This window comes from Streptomyces sp. NPDC046900 (assembly GCF_040644975.1).
GTDB lineage: Bacteria > Actinomycetota > Actinomycetes > Streptomycetales > Streptomycetaceae > Streptomyces.
Genome location: NZ_JBEYXD010000006.1, coordinates 151,424 through 167,667, shown reverse-complemented (window position 1 = coordinate 167,667; position 16,244 = coordinate 151,424). Strand labels below are relative to the sequence as shown.

At 71.5% G+C, this 16,244-nt stretch carries 15 protein-coding genes; 6 read left to right on the top strand and 9 right to left on the bottom strand.

Annotated elements, in window-relative coordinates; genetic code table 11:
- Positions 1-128: 128 nt before the first annotated feature.
- Both ABZ904_RS09030 and ABZ904_RS09025 read right to left on the bottom strand, forming a co-directional pair.
- Positions 129-467 carry an STAS domain-containing protein gene (locus ABZ904_RS09030; protein ID WP_360997435.1) on the bottom strand — a complete coding sequence of 113 codons (339 nt, stop codon included), beginning with the start codon at positions 465-467 and terminating at the stop codon, positions 129-131.
- 751 nt (positions 468-1,218) lie between these two features.
- Positions 1,219-2,448 (bottom strand): hypothetical protein, encoded by a 1,230-nt coding sequence (locus ABZ904_RS09025; RefSeq protein WP_360997363.1) that lies wholly within the window; start codon positions 2,446-2,448, stop codon positions 1,219-1,221.
- Between the two features lie 305 nt (positions 2,449-2,753).
- Here ABZ904_RS09025 and ABZ904_RS09020 point away from each other — a divergent pair, with 305 nt between their 5' ends.
- The 3 genes from ABZ904_RS09020 to ABZ904_RS09010 all read left to right on the top strand — a co-directional run bounded on the left by ABZ904_RS09020 (position 2,754) and on the right by ABZ904_RS09010 (position 4,985).
- Positions 2,754-4,103 carry a transaminase gene (locus tag ABZ904_RS09020; RefSeq protein WP_360997361.1) on the top strand — a complete coding sequence of 450 codons (1,350 nt, stop codon included), beginning with the start codon at positions 2,754-2,756 and terminating at the stop codon, positions 4,101-4,103.
- A 43-nt stretch (positions 4,104-4,146) separates the two neighbouring features.
- Positions 4,147-4,587 (top strand): Lrp/AsnC family transcriptional regulator, encoded by a 441-nt coding sequence (locus tag ABZ904_RS09015; RefSeq protein WP_360997359.1) that lies wholly within the window; start codon positions 4,147-4,149, stop codon positions 4,585-4,587.
- Positions 4,588-4,718: 131 nt separating this feature from the next.
- The gene (locus ABZ904_RS09010) at positions 4,719-4,985 is read left to right on the top strand and encodes a DUF5133 domain-containing protein (RefSeq protein ID WP_359392630.1); all 267 of its coding nucleotides are present in this window, start codon (positions 4,719-4,721) and stop codon (positions 4,983-4,985) included.
- 90 nt (positions 4,986-5,075) lie between these two features.
- On the opposite strand, the gene ABZ904_RS09005 is transcribed toward ABZ904_RS09010, so the two are convergent.
- The 4 genes from ABZ904_RS09005 to ABZ904_RS08990 form a co-directional block, all read right to left on the bottom strand.
- Positions 5,076-5,288, bottom strand: coding sequence for a hypothetical protein (locus ABZ904_RS09005; RefSeq protein WP_359392632.1), 213 nt, complete (start codon positions 5,286-5,288; stop codon positions 5,076-5,078).
- Between the two features lie 323 nt (positions 5,289-5,611).
- Complete coding sequence (locus ABZ904_RS09000) at positions 5,612-6,406, bottom strand: N-formylglutamate amidohydrolase (protein WP_360997356.1); 795 nt, start codon at positions 6,404-6,406, stop codon at positions 5,612-5,614.
- A 78-nt stretch (positions 6,407-6,484) separates the two neighbouring features.
- On the bottom strand, positions 6,485-7,342 hold the full coding sequence (locus tag ABZ904_RS08995; RefSeq protein WP_360997354.1) for a fructosamine kinase family protein: 858 nt from the start codon (positions 7,340-7,342) through the stop codon (positions 6,485-6,487).
- A gap of 193 nt (positions 7,343-7,535) precedes the next feature.
- Complete coding sequence (locus ABZ904_RS08990) at positions 7,536-7,730, bottom strand: DUF2795 domain-containing protein (RefSeq protein WP_359392639.1); 195 nt, start codon at positions 7,728-7,730, stop codon at positions 7,536-7,538.
- A 277-nt stretch (positions 7,731-8,007) separates the two neighbouring features.
- Between ABZ904_RS08990 and ABZ904_RS08985 the strand changes: the two genes are divergently transcribed.
- Entirely contained in the window at positions 8,008-8,538 is a 531-nt protein-coding gene (locus ABZ904_RS08985) for a hypothetical protein (RefSeq protein WP_359392641.1), read from the top strand.
- A gap of 35 nt (positions 8,539-8,573) precedes the next feature.
- Complete coding sequence (locus ABZ904_RS08980) at positions 8,574-8,747, top strand: hypothetical protein (RefSeq protein WP_359392643.1); 174 nt, start codon at positions 8,574-8,576, stop codon at positions 8,745-8,747.
- A gap of 85 nt (positions 8,748-8,832) precedes the next feature.
- On the opposite strand, the gene ABZ904_RS08975 is transcribed toward ABZ904_RS08980, so the two are convergent.
- Positions 8,833-9,795, bottom strand: coding sequence for an NAD-dependent epimerase/dehydratase family protein (locus ABZ904_RS08975; RefSeq protein WP_359392645.1), 963 nt, complete (start codon positions 9,793-9,795; stop codon positions 8,833-8,835).
- A 481-nt stretch (positions 9,796-10,276) separates the two neighbouring features.
- Between ABZ904_RS08975 and ABZ904_RS08970 the strand changes: the two genes are divergently transcribed.
- Entirely contained in the window at positions 10,277-12,352 is a 2,076-nt protein-coding gene (locus ABZ904_RS08970; protein ID WP_360997432.1) for a SpoIIE family protein phosphatase, read from the top strand.
- 103 nt (positions 12,353-12,455) lie between these two features.
- On the opposite strand, the gene ABZ904_RS08965 is transcribed toward ABZ904_RS08970, so the two are convergent.
- Both ABZ904_RS08965 and ABZ904_RS08960 read right to left on the bottom strand, forming a co-directional pair.
- Complete coding sequence (locus ABZ904_RS08965; protein WP_359392647.1) at positions 12,456-14,876, bottom strand: SpoIIE family protein phosphatase; 2,421 nt, start codon at positions 14,874-14,876, stop codon at positions 12,456-12,458.
- Between the two features lie 224 nt (positions 14,877-15,100).
- Positions 15,101-15,979 (bottom strand): DMT family transporter, encoded by an 879-nt coding sequence (locus ABZ904_RS08960; RefSeq protein WP_361822151.1) that lies wholly within the window; start codon positions 15,977-15,979, stop codon positions 15,101-15,103.
- Between the last annotated feature and the right edge of the window lie 265 nt (positions 15,980-16,244).

The window sequence follows — 16,244 nt, the reverse complement described above, 5'->3', positions numbered from 1 at the left end:
AAACGGCAAGTATTCTGCCGAACGGGCCGCCGGCAAGGGCGAATGCCCGTGCCGGGACCGGCAGGGGCGGGCGGTCTGCGCGGCGCCCCCGGCAGGGTGTGCCGGAGCCTTTCCGATTCCCTCGCCCGCTAAGGCCGGCTGAGTGCGTCGCCCATCCCGTCGAGCGCCTCGTCGGCGGTTTTGAACGAGGGGACGGTGAGACTCACTCCGGTCAGGTCGAGTATTCGCTGGACGGCCGGGGCGGGATCGATGAGGCCCACGGAGCCGCCGACCTGTCGGGTCTCCTTGTAGGCCCGCAGAATGATGTTGATGCCCGACGAGTCCATGAACGGCACCGACGAGAGGTCGAGCAGCAGGTGCTGCCGGCCGTGGTGCATCTGGTTGGCGAGGTGGTGGTGCAACTCCGTCGCCGTGTCGACGTCCAGGAATCCCTTCACGTTGATCAGCGCGACATCCTCCCGAGGCATCGTCACATCGATGGACAGGGGGGTCTGCTCAGCCGACACAATGTCCTCCCATACTTACGGCGTGCGGGGCTCCGCCTACCCCGGGGCGGGCACCCGATGCACCGCGGGCCGCGCTCCGGAAGTGATCAACATCTCGCCTGCGGAGCGGTGCCCGGCGGCGATTCCGGCACCTAGTACCCCCCTGGCCGCGCACCACACCTTTCGATCGCGATCCCTTTCCGTGGCCGCCGCCCGGGGCGAACCCGCCCCAGGAATCAGGGGACTCGGGCACCGCGGACGCGGGACGCCGAGGCTCGGGCGCGCAGGCCCGGACGCGACACGGACGACACGGAATCGCCGGCATGGAAACTCGGACGTAAAAGTGGCGCATACTTCGAGGGAAGGCGGGCACCAGCACCGCAGACCGCTCGTGGGTGCCCTCCCCCCGGCAGCCCCGAGCCATACGGCCCCGCCGATGCCTCCCCCCGGCATTCGGCGGGGCCGGCCTTCTCCGCCTTGGAGGTGCACTCCTGGAAGTGCGCTCCGCCGCAGGACCGCGGGCCGCGATTGCGCGGTCGTCGCCCTCGTCCCCCTGCTCGTCGCTGTGACGGGACTGGCGCTTGCCGGCACCGGCGAGCGCCATGATCCCGAGCACCGGCCGGGGCGACGGCTGCCGATCGGTGGTTCAGAAAGAGGTCGGCCAAAGACCGGCACGATCCGAAAGGTCCAGGCCGCCGCACCGCGCCGAACCGGTCGTGTCCTGCCGTCTGGTTCACGGGCGCCGGTGCGGCGGCCCCGGCCACTGCTGGTCCCGGGCCTGCGGGAGCCGCGCGGGGAAGCCGTCCTGAGTGGGCTCCTCCGCGTCGGCCGCGTCCGGGGTGTGGTCCTCCGCGCCGGGCGCCCGGAGCAGTTTCGCACCGTCCCGTACACGTTCCAGGGGCTTGGCCAGCGAGCGCAAGGAGAAACCTTCCCTCTTACGCGGCTCCTGACGCGGCGCCGGTAGGGCGCCGAAGGACTCCCGGTAGGTCGCCAGCGCCTCATGGGCGAGCTCGGCGGCCTCGCGGTACAGGTCGCGTGACTTCGTCATGGCGTCGAGGGCCTCGGCGTAGGCGGCCACCTGGCGGCGCGCCAGGGCGAGCTCCTCCTCCACGGTCGTCAGATGCCATTGCTCACGCAGTCCGGTCAGCGCTTCCTCCGCGCCCTCCGGCAGCGGGGCGGGCGACTCGGCGAAACGCCGCACGGTGTCGACGAGTTCCACCGGCACCGAACCGTCGAGGAACACCGAGCGGACGCTGAAGTCCCCGTCGGGGCCGGCCGGTGTCGCGGGGAGCACCACGGCACCACCGCGGGGCACCCGCACTCCGAGGTCCTGGAGTGCCCAGTTGACCACCTGGAACTGCTCCGGCGCGGCTCGGTGCTCCACGACGCGGTGCCGCAGGCCTGGCGGCAGCAGGGAGGCCAGCGGACGCAGCCCGCGCTCATCGGTGGTCATCGCCTCGTGGACGACCACATGGATGCTCCAGGAGGCGCGCGCGCACTCCTTGAGCAGGCGGCGCAACGCCCGGTCGTCCGTGGGCAGGGGATTGATCTCGCGGAAGCGCAGCCCGGGAACCACGTCGTGGTCCCACGGGGCGTCGGCGTCCTCGGGCCAGAAGACGGTGGCGGGCGACGGCCACTCCAGGTCCCAGGGCCGGTCCGCCTCGGCCATCAGCACCCAGTCCTGCGCACCGTCGTTGCCATGGGGAGCCCCCACGTTCAGGCGGGCCCGGACGACGACGTCGTCGGCGACCAGCCAGCGGGCCTCGAAGGCGCGTACGGCCGCGGCCTCGGTGTCATCACCGCCGGAGCCGTCGAATTCGAGATGGTCCTGGATGACCGCCCTGCTCTTGAGCTCGCGCAGGCGCCTGCGGACGGTGTCCTCGGCACCCGGGCCGAGGTGTCGCCCGCGTGCCGGCCACACAGTGCCGGGAGCCGTGGCGCGGACGGTGGGGGACTTTGCCATGGGTCACTCTGCGGGAAGGGGACGGGGGAGCGCCTCCCAGTATGGTCCGCGCACGTCACGGGAACCCGGAGGCGCGATCGGTCAAGATCGCTCGTCTCACCGTATTTCCCGCCGCGGACGATGTACACCACATCCACACGAGTGGCCCGGTCGGCGTTCCCGTTCGGCTTCTGAGTGGCAGGTCCAGATAGAGGTGACGCTCGATTCAAGTGTTCAGACAAACGATTCCTTCGTGGAGCATTGAATTGGCGCTCATTTCCGCCGTACAGTCCCGTCATCTCGTCTCACCGGAAGTAGGGGTACCCATGGACCGCGCCCGACTGCGTCAGCTCCTCGCCCGTGAGAGCGCCGAGGCCGAGCGGCGGAACCCGCGCTCGCGGGCCGCCTATGAGCGCGCCGACCATCTCTTCGGCCGGGTGCCGATGACCTGGATGAACAAGAACGCGGGCGCTTTCCCGCGCTATCTCGCCGCCGCCCGCGGCGCCCGGGTCACGGACATCGACGGCCACGAGTACATCGACTTCTGCCTGGGCGACACCGGGGCGATGGCCGGACACTCCCCGGACGCGGTCACCGCTGCCGTCCACCGCCGGTTCGCCGACCTGGGCGGCGCGACCGCGATGCTCCCCACGGAGGACGCCGAGTGGGTGGGTGCGGAGCTGACCCGTCGCTTCGGGCTGGCGCGGTGGAGCTTCTCGCTGACCGCGACCGACGCCAACCGCTGGGCGATCCGGCTCGCCCGTGCGGTCACCGGCCGGCCGAAGATCCTTGTGAACAGCTACAGCTACCACGGCAGCGTCGACGAGTCGCTCATCGTGGTGGGCCCCGACGGGCACGGCACCGCCCGGCCCGGCAACGTCGGCGCCCCGTGCGATGTCACCCTGACCAGCCGGGTCGCCGAGTTCAACGACCTGGAGGGGCTCGAACGCGAGCTCGCGCACGGTGATGTGGCCGCCGTTCTGATGGAGCCCGCGCTCACCAACATCGGCATTGTGCTTCCCGAGCCGGGTTACCTCGCCGGCGTGCGCGAGCTGACCACGCGCTTCGGCACTCTGCTGATCAACGACGAGACGCACACGTTCTCGGCCGGCCCGGGTGGCTGCACCGCCGCCTGGGCGCTGGAGCCGGACATGCTCACCATCGGCAAGGCGATCGGCGGCGGTGTCCCGGCGGGTGCGTACGGACTGTCCGCCGAGCTGGCGGAGCGACTGCTGGCCCGCGAGGATCTGGACCTGGTCGACATGGGTGGAGTCGGCGGCACCCTGGCCGGCAACGCCCTGTCGGTCGCCGCCACCCGGGCGACCCTCGAAGACGTCCTCACCGACGAGGCGTTCGCCGGGATGGACGAGCTGTCGAAGCGCTTCGAGGCGGGTGTGCGGACCGGCATCGAGCGGTGGGACCTGCCTTGGTCGGTCAGCCGGCTCGGCGCCCGCACCGAATACCGCTTCGCCGACCCGGCCCCCCGCACCGGTACGGAGTCCGCGGAGGCCTCCGACACGGAGCTCGAGGACTACCTCCACCTCTATCTGGCCAACCGGGGTGTGCTGCTCACCCCGTTCCACAACATGGCGCTGATGTGCCCGGCGACCACCGACAAGGACGTCGACACCCACACCGAGGTCTTCGACGCCGCTCTGTCCGAACTGGTCGGCTGATCCACGTCGGTAGGCTGGGCACCGACTGCCGGGAAGGGACAGTGTGGACGAGATCGACCGGGCCATTCTGCGTGAGCTGCAGACCGACGGCCGTATCGCCTATGCCGACTTGGGGCCCAAGGTCGGCCTGTCCGCCTCCGCGGCACGCCAGCGTCTGCAACGGCTCATCGACTCCAAGGTCGTGCAGGTCGTCGGGGTCACCGACCCGATGCGGATGGGCGGCCAGGCGATGGCCCTGCTCGGCGTCACCGTCGACGGCGATTCCCGGGCCGTCGCGGACGAGTTGGCCGCCCACGAGGAGGTCGTCTACTCGGTGCTGACATCGGGCGGGTTCGACCTGTTCGTCGAGGTCGTCTGCGCCGGCCCCAGGGAACTGCTCGACTTCGTCAACGACGTGGTGCGTGCGGCGGAAGGCGTCGAAGGGGTCCGTTCGTTCCCCTACTTCGGCATCCACACCCACCGGTTCCTCTGGCACGTCGGCTGACGGCGGACAGCCGGGTGACGCCGGCTCGAGAGCGTATAGATCGTGCCAAAGTTCACTCTTGCGACTGTAGTTGTGCATGTCCCGGCTGTGACGGGGCATTTCGCTGGCACAACGAGAGAGAGGGCCTGGCCGTGCTCCTTCCGGATGCCAAAGTCGTCAGAGGGCTGCTGACCCGGTACGCGTCCCTGCGGATCGCGCTTGCCGAGAGTGAGACGCCCCAGCAGGTGCGAGAGCTGGAGGACGTCAGCTACACGCTGTGCATCATGATGGGAACCAGGAGCGTGCACGACGCCATCGCGGCCGCGGACGCGCTGCTCGTCGGGGCGACTCGCGCGCATACGGCGACGGAAGACGCCCGGAAGTCGGACGGCGAGAACGGCCTGCCGGTGGCGGTCTGAGGGCGTGACCCCCTGGCCGGACGCCACCGATCCGGAATCAGCGCACCGGAGTGCTGCTGACTTCGGCGCGGTGATTCCGGATCGGGAGCGTCACGGCAGCAGCTTGTCCAGTGCGGCCTTGCCCTCGGACGCCAGCTTGCGCTCGGCCCATGCCAGGGCCCTGGGGGTGATGTCCCTGCCCGAGGCGAGGACCAGGTCGGCCGGTGACAGCTCCAGCTTCTCCGGAGCCACATGCAGCAGCTCGTCCGGCGTGGCCTGGTCATCGGACGGACGACGTGACGCATCGGGCTGTGACGTCGACATGATGTCTCCTACGCGAGTCGATCCGCAGTGGTGGCACCCGCAGATCGTCGTGCGGGTGGGGCACCACCCTTCACATCACCTTTCATCGAGATGACGCCGCGCGCATCCCGGGAGGTGAATATCGGGGACATTCGGTACACTTCGCGACCGAGCGGCTACCTTGGGCGATGGATGGGGCGGAGGAGGGCACCTCATCGGCTTCGCGCCAGCGGAGATCGGCCCGGGCGTCTCGACCCGCGCGATGTGACCGAAGTGGGCTGGTGCGACGCCGGGGTGCGAACGGCGCTGCCGCCTGCGGGGCGCACGCGGGTACCGGACGGTGGTCAGGACACGGCGTCGACCAAGGCGGCCAGTGCCGACGCCAGAGGGACGAGCCCGGGCCCCGTGGCCCCACCCGGTTCGGTCATGTAGGTGTCACGGCGGATCTCCACCATGAGGGCCGTGACCTGGGACTGCGTGCCGTAGAACTCCAGGGGCACGTACGTTCCGGAGAACGGGCTGTCCACCCCCGTGCCCCCGAACTCCTCGAACATCTTGCGGGCCTGCGCGGCCAGTTGGGGAGGCGTGTGGAACGCATCGGTGCCCAGGCAGACGGGCGGTCGCGGGCCGTCGCCGTGCAGTTCGTAGGGCAGGCGGGAGGTGGGGTAGGAGTGCACGTCCAGGACGACGGCCCGCCCGGTGGCGGCCAGCCGGTCCGCGACCGCCGCCGTCATCGCCTGCGCGTACGGGTGGAAGTAACGCCGCAGCAGCGGCTGCGGATCGGCGTCGGCCGGCCTCAGCGGCAGGCCGTGCGTGGTGCGGGTGTAGACGGCGCCCATCCCCACGGCGCGCATCTCCTCCCGTTCGTCGGGAAACCGCTCGGGGTCGACCACCAGCCGGGACAGTCCGTTGACGAACCGCCAGGGAGTGACTGTGGCGGCCGCCGCGGCCAGGTCGGCCAGCTCGGCGGTGTGCGCGTCCGTGATGTGGTCGAGTTCCCGGGCGAGCGCCGTGTCGTCGAGCACGATGCCCTCACGTACGTCCGGCGGTATCTCGCGCGCGGAGTGCGGCACATGAAGAATCACGGGCGACTCATCGGCACCGGGCAGCAGCTCGAACGAGGGGACGGCGCGGGACACGGAGGCTCCTTCTGATGCGGTGACCAGGTGACCGTACCCCCGGGCACCGACAGCGGCCGTTCGCCGGAACGCGTTCCGTCAGCGTGACAGCGCGGTCCGGGCCGCCGTCATCGCCTGTTCGGCGTAGCCCCGGCCGAACAGCACCGCGTGCACGAGCAGGGGGAAGAGCTGGTGCAGGGCGATCCGGTCCCGCCAGCCGGGGGAGAGCGGTGCCGTCTCCTGGTAGCCGTCCAGCACCCGGTCCAGATGCGGGCATCCGAACAGATGGAGCATGGCCAGGTCGGTCTCCCGGTGCCCGCCGTGCGCGGCCGGGTCGATGAGCCACGCGTCCTCGTCGGCGCCCCACAACACGTTGCCGTTCCACAGGTCGCCGTGCAGCCGGGCGGGCGGCTCGGCGGGTCCCGCCAGCCCGGGCAGCTGCTCGCAGACGCGTTCGACCACGACCGCCTCGGAGCGGCGCAGCGTGCCGTCGTCCACCGCGCGGCGCAGATACGGCAGCACCCGGTGCTCGGCGTACCAGCCGGGCCACTCGTCGCCCGGGACGTTGCGCATGGGGGCGAGACCGATGTACGCGTCTTCGGGGCCGTCCGGCGGCGGGGCGCCGAACGCGGGCGCGCCCGCGGCATGCAGAGCGGCCAGGCCGCGGCCGAAGCGCAGCGCTGCCCGGGCGCTCGGCCGGCCCGGCGGGACGCGGTCCGTCACCAGCCACTGCCCGTCGTGGCCGTGAACCGCGGGGACCCGGACCGCCGCGGCGTCCGCCAGCCAGCGCAGTCCCGCCGCCTCGGCCCGCACCGCCCCGGGGGCGTCGCCGCGCTTGACCATCACCACCGGCCCGCCGTCGAGGGTGACTTCGGAGAGCGCCGCAGTCACGGCACGCTCATCGCTCACCGGCCTGCCGGTGAGCCGGGCCGCCGCGGACCCCGGGCCTTCGGTCATGGTCAGCACCTCGTCGCTTCCCTCCCGAACCGGTGGGGGAGGCCGGACGACACGGTACGGCGTTTCCCTGCCGCTCGGCAGGAGAGCGTGACGCCGTGGATCTGCCGAGAGTGCGCCTGGGGAAGCGAGCGGCGGCCGCACGGCGCGGACGGCGGCCGGGAGGTGGCCCCGGCCGCCGCGTCCCGATGTGGGATCACTCGCCCTGGAAGACCGCCTTGCTCACCTCGGCCGGATTCTGGAACTGCTTCTTCTCCAGGTGCGAGATGCGCTCGGTGATCTCCTTGGGCGCGTGATTCCTCTGCGCGACCTGCTTGAGCTGCTCGGTGTCGGCCGGGTACTCCACGCCGGACAGTGCTTTCTGCAGATCGTTGGGCCTGACAGATGCCATGGCTCCTCCAAGGCCGTGCGAGTTCTGATTCCGGTTGGGTGGAGCACCGGAGCCCGAGTACCCACGCCCCTGCCAGGCGATTCGGACGACCGTCCCGCAGTCTGCCGGTGTGCTTCTCGTCCTCCGCGCCCCCAGCGGTCCCTCCTCCACGCCTCAGCCGCGGAGCCCGCGCGACCCGGATCGCGGGCGTGTGCCGGGTGGGTGGGGCGTGCGCGCCATGGGTACCCGTGCGGTCCAGCCCGTTCGGCGGGCGGCACGCCCAGGGAAGGGATGACCCATGACGACACAGACGGGCAGGACCGCCGCGGGACGTGCCCGGCGGACCCGAACGGATCTGCTCGGGATCTACCTCAACGACCATCTGGCGGGGTCGACCGTCGGCACCAGGCGAGCCCAGTACATGGTCCGGGCGCACAGCGGTACGCCGCTGGGCAGGGCACTGGAACCGATCGCCGCCGACATCGGCGAGGACCGGGAGGGTCTGCTCGCGATCATGAAGCGGCTCGACGTCCCGGCGCGTCAGTACAAGGTCTGGGCAGGCCGGCTCATGGAGACGGTCGGCCGCCTCAAGAGCAACGGCCGCCTCATCGGCCGTTCGCCGCTCACCTCGGTGCTCGAACTCGAGTTCCTCCGGCTCGGTGTCGAGGGAAAGGCCGCGGGCTGGCGCACGCTGTGCGAGGTCGCGGAGGACGACGAGCGTCTGGACCGGCACGAGCTCGACGAACTGCTGGAACGGGCCCAGCGGCAGGTCCGGACGCTGGAGGAGTTGCGCGTCCGGCAGGCGCACGAAGTGTTCCGGGGCGTCTGACGCGTGCGGCCCGGTCTCCCGCAGGAGGTGACCCGATGAGTGAGAGCACTCCTCCCTCCCGGGCCGAGAGGGAGTGGCTTCCGGAGGACGAGAGGAGCCGGACGCCCGGCCCCACACCCTCGGCGGCCGAGGGTGAGCGGTACCCCGAGGACGAATCGGACTCGAACGACGAGGAGGAGGCCGGTTCGGCGGGGGACGGCCGGGGCTGACGCCGCGGGCGGTCGCTGATGTTCCGCATGCCCCCGGTGTCCTCCGCCGCGGTCTTCGGCCCGGTGGCGGAAGCTCGAGCGGGGATCAGCGGCCGACGCTGATGCGGAACCAGTCGATCGTGCGGCGCAGGCCTTCCTCGGCGTCCACCTGGGGTTCCCAGCCGAGCTTGTCGCGGGCCAGCGTGATGTCGGGGCAGCGTACGGCCGGGTCGTCCGTCGGCCGTGCGATGAAGCGGACCTCCGACCGGGAGCCGGTGAGGCCGATCACGAGGCGTGCGAGGTCGAGCACGGTGATCTCGGTGGGATTGCCGATGTTGACCGGGCCGCGCATCGCGTGTGCGGCGGCCGCGAGGACGCCCCGGACGGTGTCGTCGACGTAGCACGGCGACCGGGTCTGCCGCCCGTCGCCGGTGACGGTGAGAGCGTCACCGGCCAGTGCCTGCCGGATGAAGGTGGGCACGGCCCGGCCGTCGTGTGCGCGCATCCTCGGGCCGTAGGTGTTGAACAGCCGCACGATGCAGGTGTCGGTGCCCTTGGCTTCGGCGTGAGCGGTGGTGAGCGCCTCCCCGAAGCGCTTCGCCTCGTCGTACACGCTCCGAGGGCCCACCGGGTCCACATGGCCCCAGTACCGCTCGTCCTGCGGGTTCTGCTGGGGGACTCCGTAGATCTCGGACGTCGAGGCGAGAAGGAAACGGGCGCCCGAGCGATGGGCGAGATCCAGGGCGTTGCGCGTGCCGATGCTGCCGGTGTCCATGGTGTGCAGCGGCAGCCGCAGATAGTCGGAGGGGGAGGCCGGGGACGCGAAGTGGAGTACGAGATCCGGCGGCCGGTCGACGGTGAATCCCTCGGCGACGTTCGCCTGTATCAGCGTGAATCCGGGTCGGTCGAGCAAGGCGGACACGTTCTCGCGCCGGCCGGTGCTGAAGTCGTCCACGCAGGTGACCACGGAGCCTGCGTCCAGCAGGGTGGAGCACAGGTGCGAACCGACGAATCCGGCGCCACCTGTGACGACCGCATGCTCCCAGTTCCGTGACAACGGGCCGCCCATCCGGATCTCCTTCCACCGTGGCGACCGCGCAGCGGCTCCTGCTCTCCGCGCCGGACCGCTGACGAGGTCAGAGCGTGCCTGGTACCTCGATCAGCGTCCGTCGCCCGGACGCCCGGGGCTCGGTGGTGTAGGGCGTACGGGTGACTCGCACCCCTGGCCGACGCGACCCGGCCCGGGCCGGGCGCGGCCCTCCACACCCTCCTCGACCGCCTGGAACCCGGCCGGCACACCCCGTGGCGAACGCCCCGCACGTCGTGCACCCGGCCGGTACCCCGTCCGAATCTCCGGCCGGACGTGGCCGATCGCCGCATCCGGTACGGACGGTGCGCGGGAATCCTCTTCCGACGGGGGTGACGGCCGCCTGGACCGATCGGTTTCCCGTGCGGCGCCCCGCTCCGGCAAGGCTGTGGAAGGAGCCGGCGTGTGCACCAATGCGACCGGGTTCGAGCCGTGGCACCGGCTGGTAGAGGACAATCGGTTCATGGGCAAGGCGGACTCTTTTTTCCGCGAAGGTGCGGGCCGGCCGACGACCGGCCCTGCGGCGCCGCCCAGCAGCCTGCTCGATCTGCTGAACGTCGCCGCGGTGGTGCTCGACGCGGAGGGGCGGGTGGTGTTCTGGAGCCCGCAGGCCGAGGAGCTGTTCGGTTACACCCCGGCGGAGGCGCTGGGGGAGTTCGCGGCTCGCCTGATGGTGCACGAAGAGCACTGGGGCGAGGTGGTCAAGCTGTTCGCCGATGTCATGGAATCAGGCGTCGGCTGGGCCGGTGCCTTTCCCATTCGGCACAAGGACGGCGGCACCCGCCTGGTGGAGTTCCGCAACATGCGGCTGCTGGACGACCTCGGCGACAGCTACGCCCTCGGCCTCGCCGCGGACCAGGAGACCGTGCTGCGGCTCGAACGGGACGTCGCGCTGTCCGCACGTCTGGTGTCGCAGTCGCCGATCGGGCTGGCCGTCCTGGACCCCGACCTGCGGTTCGTGACCGTGAACCCCGCCCTGGAACGCATCCACGGCCGGACTGCGGCCGAGCATCTGGGACGCCGGGTCCGAGACGTCCTGACCCACATGGACGGCGAGGCCATAGAGAGCCGGATGCGCCGCGTCCTGGAGACAGGCGAGCCGGTCGTGGACCGCTACGTCGTCGGCCGGACCCACGCCGACCCGGACCACGACCACGCCTGGTCGGTCTCCTACTTCCGGCTGGAGGACTCGAGCGGGCGCATCCTCGGCATGGCCAGCTCCGTCGTCGACATCACCGAACGCCACCGAGTCGCGGCCGAGGCGGCACAGGCCCGCCAGCGCCTGGCGCTGATCGCCAAGGCGTCCGCTGCCGTGGGGTCCACCCTCGGCCTGGAGCAGACGGCCCGCGAACTCGCCGACTTCGTCGTGCCGGGTCTCGCCGACGTCGCGGCCGTGGTCGTACTCGACGGCGCCTTCCACGACCGGGCCGCGCTCCATGCCTCCTCCGTCCGCCTCCGCGTCCTCGCGGTCAGTTCGGCCGACCCCGACCCGACGACTCAGACGGCGGGCCCGCCGGGGGACCCGGCCCTGTTCGACGGCGACCGGCTGATCACCGACTGCCTGCACGCCCGCCGGCCGGTCATGGTGGCCCGCACCACCAGCGAGGACCTGATACGTATCGCCCGCCCCGACGAGTCGGTCTCACTCCTCGCCGAGGCCGGTGTGCACTCCTATCTCGCGGTGCCGCTGGTGGCCCGCGGCGAGGTCCTCGGCGCCCTCGACCTCAGACGCAGCGGCAACTCCGCGCCGTTCACCGAGGACGATGCGGTCCTCGCCAGCGAACTGGCCGCCCGCGCCGCCGTCTCCATCGACAACGCCCGCTGGTACCAAGCCCAGCGCCACACCGCCCTCACCCTCCAGCGCAGCCTGCTCTCCGAGCCCCCGTCGCGGCTGCCGGGCCTTGAGGTGGCCTGCCGGTACCAGCCCGCCGGCGCGGTCAGCGAGATAGGCGGCGACTGGTTCGACGCGATACCCCTCCGAGGCGACAAGACAGCCCTCGTCGTGGGTGACGTCATGGGCAGCGGTGTCAGTGCCGCCGCCACCATGGGCCAGCTGCGCAGCGCCACCCGCGCCTTCGCCGAACTCGACCTCGCCCCCGCCGAGGTCCTCCAGCACCTCGACCATCTGACCGAGGGAGTCGGGCACACCATCGCCACCTGCATCTACTGCGTCTACGACCCGCACCGCGGCACCTGCCGGATCTGCCTCGCCGGCCATCTGCCGCCGGCCCTGCTCCGCCCCGGCTGGCCCGCACAACTGCTCGAGCTGCCCACCGGCGCGCCGCTGGGTGTGGGCGGGGTCCCCTTCGAGCCGGCCACCATCGCCTTCCGTCCCGGCGACCAACTCGCCCTCTACACCGACGGTCTGGTGGAGACCCGCAGTGATCCCATCGACACCGGCCTCGGCACCCTCCTCGACGCCCTCACCACCACGCAAGGCCTCGACCTGGGGGAAACGTGCGACCGGGTGCTCGACATCCTCCGGCCGCCCGGCGGGGAGGACGATGTCGCCCTGCTGATCGCCCGGGGGCGGGAGTAAGTACCCCTGCGGGGCCGGGAGAAAGTACCCCTGCGGGGCCGGGACGGACGCCGGCACCCTCGCGCAGGACCCGTCACGGTTGCGGACCGCGCCGTGCCGCCGGTCAGCCGACCGGGAGGGCCTGTTCGGCCCAGATGGTCTTGCCTGTGGAGGTCTGGCGGGTGCCCCAGCCCTGGGTGAGCCGAGCAACCAGGTGCAGGCCGCGTCCTCCCTCGTCGTAGACGCGGGCCCGGCGCAGATGCGGCGCGGTGCTGCTGGCGTCGGAGACCTCGCAGATCAGCGTGCGGTCCCGGATCAGCCGCAGCCCGATGGGCACTTCGCCGTACCGGATGGCGTTGGTGACCAGCTCGCTCACCACCAGTTCGGTGACGAAGGCCGCGTCCTGCAGCCCCCAGAGCGCGAGCTGGTGGGTGGTCTGGGCCCGGGCGTCGGCGACGACCGCGGGGTCGGACGGCAGCGCCCAGGCGGCGACCTGGTCGGCGTGCAGGGCGCGGGTGCGGGCGAGGACCAGGGCCACGTCGTCGACGGGGCCCTGCGGCAGCATCGCCTCGATGAGGTGGTCGCAGGCCTCGTCCAGGGAGAGGACGGGGGACGCCAGGGCTTCGCACAGCCGGTCGAGCCCCAGGCCGACGTCATGGTCGTGGGACTCGACCAAGCCGTCGGTGTACAGGGCGAGCAGACTCCCCTCCGGCAGCTCCAGCTCGGTGCACTCGAAGGGCAGGCCCCCGACACCGAGCAGCGGACCCGGAGTGAGCCGGACCAGGCTGACCGTGCCGTCCGGCAGCAGCACCGCCGGCGGGACGTGGCCCGCGCTCGCCAGTGTGCAGACGCGGGAGACCGGGTCGTAGACGGCGTACAGACAGGTCGCGCCGATCCCGCCGGTCAGCGGCTCGTCCCCGACGACGCTCTCGTTGTCGGTGGTGAGGTGGCTGACCAGGTCGTCGAGATGGGTCAGGAGCTCGTCGGGGGGAAGGTCCACATCGGCGAGGGTGCGCACGGCCGTGCGCAGCCGCCCCATGGTGGCCGAGGCGTGGATGCCGTGCCCGACCACGTCGCCGACGACCAGGGCGACCCGGGTACCGGACAGGGGCACCACGTCGAACCAGTCACCGCCCACTCCGGCGCCGTTGCCGGCCGGCAGATAGCGGTACGCGACCTCCACGGCCGCCTGATGGGGGAGGTCACGGGGCAGCAGACTGCGCTGGAGAGTGAGCGCGTTGGTGCGCTCGCGGGTGTAGCGGCGCGCGTTGTCCACGCCGACCGCCGCCCTGCCGGCCAGTTCCTCGGCGAGGATGAGATCGTCCGGCTCGAAGGGGACCGAGTCCTTGAGACGGGCGAAGACCGCCACGCCGAGCGAGATCCCCCGCGCCCGCAGCGGTATGGACATGACCGAGTGGAAATCGAATGCGTGCACACTGCGGTATCGCCTCTCGTTGACGGCGATCCATTGGTTGAAGTCGGGATCCCCCTTCGCGCTGAGCACGGGCCGCCCGGTGCGGAGGGCCCGGGCGGGGGGTGAGAGCGGGAGATAGGTGTCGATGGCGCCGAGTGCGACCGCCGCTTCGGGCACCCCCTGCCGGGCGGACTGGTGCGCCACGCGCCGCAGGCCGACCGAGGCGTCGACGGGTCCCGGAACGGGCTCCTCACCGCGCGTCACGGTGTCCAGCAGGTCCACGCTCACGAAGTCGGCGAGGTGCGGCACGGCCAGATCGGCCAGTTCCTCGGCGGTACGGGTCACGTTCAAGGTGGTGCCGATGCGGGTGCCCGCCTCGTTCAGCAGCGCCAGGCGCTGCCGGGCCGTATGGTGCTGGCTGCTCTCGAAGGTCGCGGTGCCGACACCGCACACGCGGTTGGTCACAGGGTCCCGCACCGGCCACAGCTCGATGACCCAGGCCTGCTCCCGGGTGGAGGACGGCCCCGGGATGTGCCGCTCGTAGCGCATCGGCTCCGCCCGCTCCGCGACCTGCTGCACACACCGCAGGAACCCTTCGTCGGCGCGGCTGCCGTCGAGCAGATCCGTGTACGGCGACGGGCCCGGCTCACCGTCGTCACCGCGGGGGCTTTCCGACGCCATGGCGTTCAGCTGCCAGGAGCGGGTGTCGGTGGTGAAGGTGGACAGGGCGATCGAGGACTGGGCGAAGGCCCACGCCACCATCCTCTGATCGCGCTGCGCCTCCGTCGAGCCGGTCGCGGCGATCACCACGAACCCCTGGGGCCGGCCTCGGCCGTCGAGCGACGGATAGGCGTGCAGGGTCAGTGCCACGCGGTGACCGTCGCGATGCCGGAGCGCCGCGGTGCCGCTCCACTCCTGGGAGCCGATCAGGGAGAGCCCCGCTGCGTCGGACGGCCCGCGGGCGGCGAGCAGATCGGTCGCGGTGTGGCCTACGACCTCCGCCGCACGGTAGCCCAGCAACCGCTCGGCCGCCGGGCTCCAGCCCGTGATGGTGCCTCCCGGGCTGATGGTGGCCGTGACCGCATCGGACACGCTTCCGCTGTGACCGACGTTCCACTCAGGATCAGTCATTCCAGCTCAATTCATACCAAGGATGTCACCTACAGATACCTGTAGTCCCCACCTGGTATCAGTCCAGGGTAAGACAAGTGGGGCATAAGTGTCCGGAGGGGGCTGAGTTCGGCGCGACCTTCGAGTGGCGCCTCGAATGGCGCTTCGACTGACGCAAGGAGAGCCGCCAGGAAGGGCGGCGAGCCTGACGCGGTGAGCACCACGGGTCCGACGGCCGGGGCGCCTCAGGCAGATGAGCTCCGTGCGCCTGCGGCCTCCGCCGCCTGCGTGCCGACCACCCGGCTCAGCCTCAGTACCCCCCACACGATGAGCGCGACCCCGATCAACTCCGGCAGCACCCACCAGCCGGTCCGGATCCGCTCCTCGAACAGCGTGATGCCGATCATCAGGCTCACCGTGGCGTCCCCGATGGTCAGCGCCGGCTGGGACGCGGTCAGCAAGCCCGCCTGGAGGGCGTTCTCGAGCAGCAGGATCGCGCAGACACCGGTCACCGCGAAGCCGTACGTCTGCCAGGACGTCAGAAAGGCCGGCAGACCTCCCTCGGCGAACTTCCCCGTGGCCGACTTCAGCAGCGCGGCGGTGAGGGCGTTGCCGATGGCCGAGGCCGTGGCCAGCACGGCGGCCCGGAACAGCGGGGGGCGGCCCGGGCGGGCCACGGCGACCGCCGCCGCCATGGCTCCCAGGCAGATCACCAGGACCGGGAGCCAGCGCATCATGGACGCCTGGTTCTGCGCGCCGGCCGGGGACGCGGATCCGAGGACCAGTGCGAGTCCCCCGACCACCCCCGTGATCGCCCACCAGGCCGCGGGCGGCAGCCGGCGGTGCATGAGCTGGGCCGCGATCAGCAGGGCGAAGGGCAATTCGAGGACGAAGAGCGGCTGCACCAGGGCCATGGGGCCGTTCAGCAGGGCCAGCGCCTGGAACAGTGCGGCCCCCATGACGCCGCCGATGCCGATCAGCCAGGCAGGGCGGTGTGCGAGTGCGACGACGAGCCGCAGCCCACCGCCACGTGAGACGGTGGACGCCGCCTTGCGCTGAAAGGCCGTACCCATCGCATTGCTGGCAGCGCCGGTGACGGCGAACAACGCGGCGAGCACGATCATTTCTCCAGCATGCCCCCAGCCGCCTGCCACCGTCGCCGAAGGCGGTCCTGTACGGCTGTGGCTTCGCGCAGTTTGTGCGCCACCGGCGGGCGGGTGCTGTTCCCTGCGGACGAGCGCCACGCCGGAAGCGCGGCGGAGGGAAACCGCCGTCGTGGCTTCGCGCATCCTTTGGATCACCGGCCGGCGAGGCCCGGTCCCCACATTTGAGCGCCGCCTCGGACGCCCTCGGATGGGACACGCGGCGGCCGCAGGCATCCGCGACACG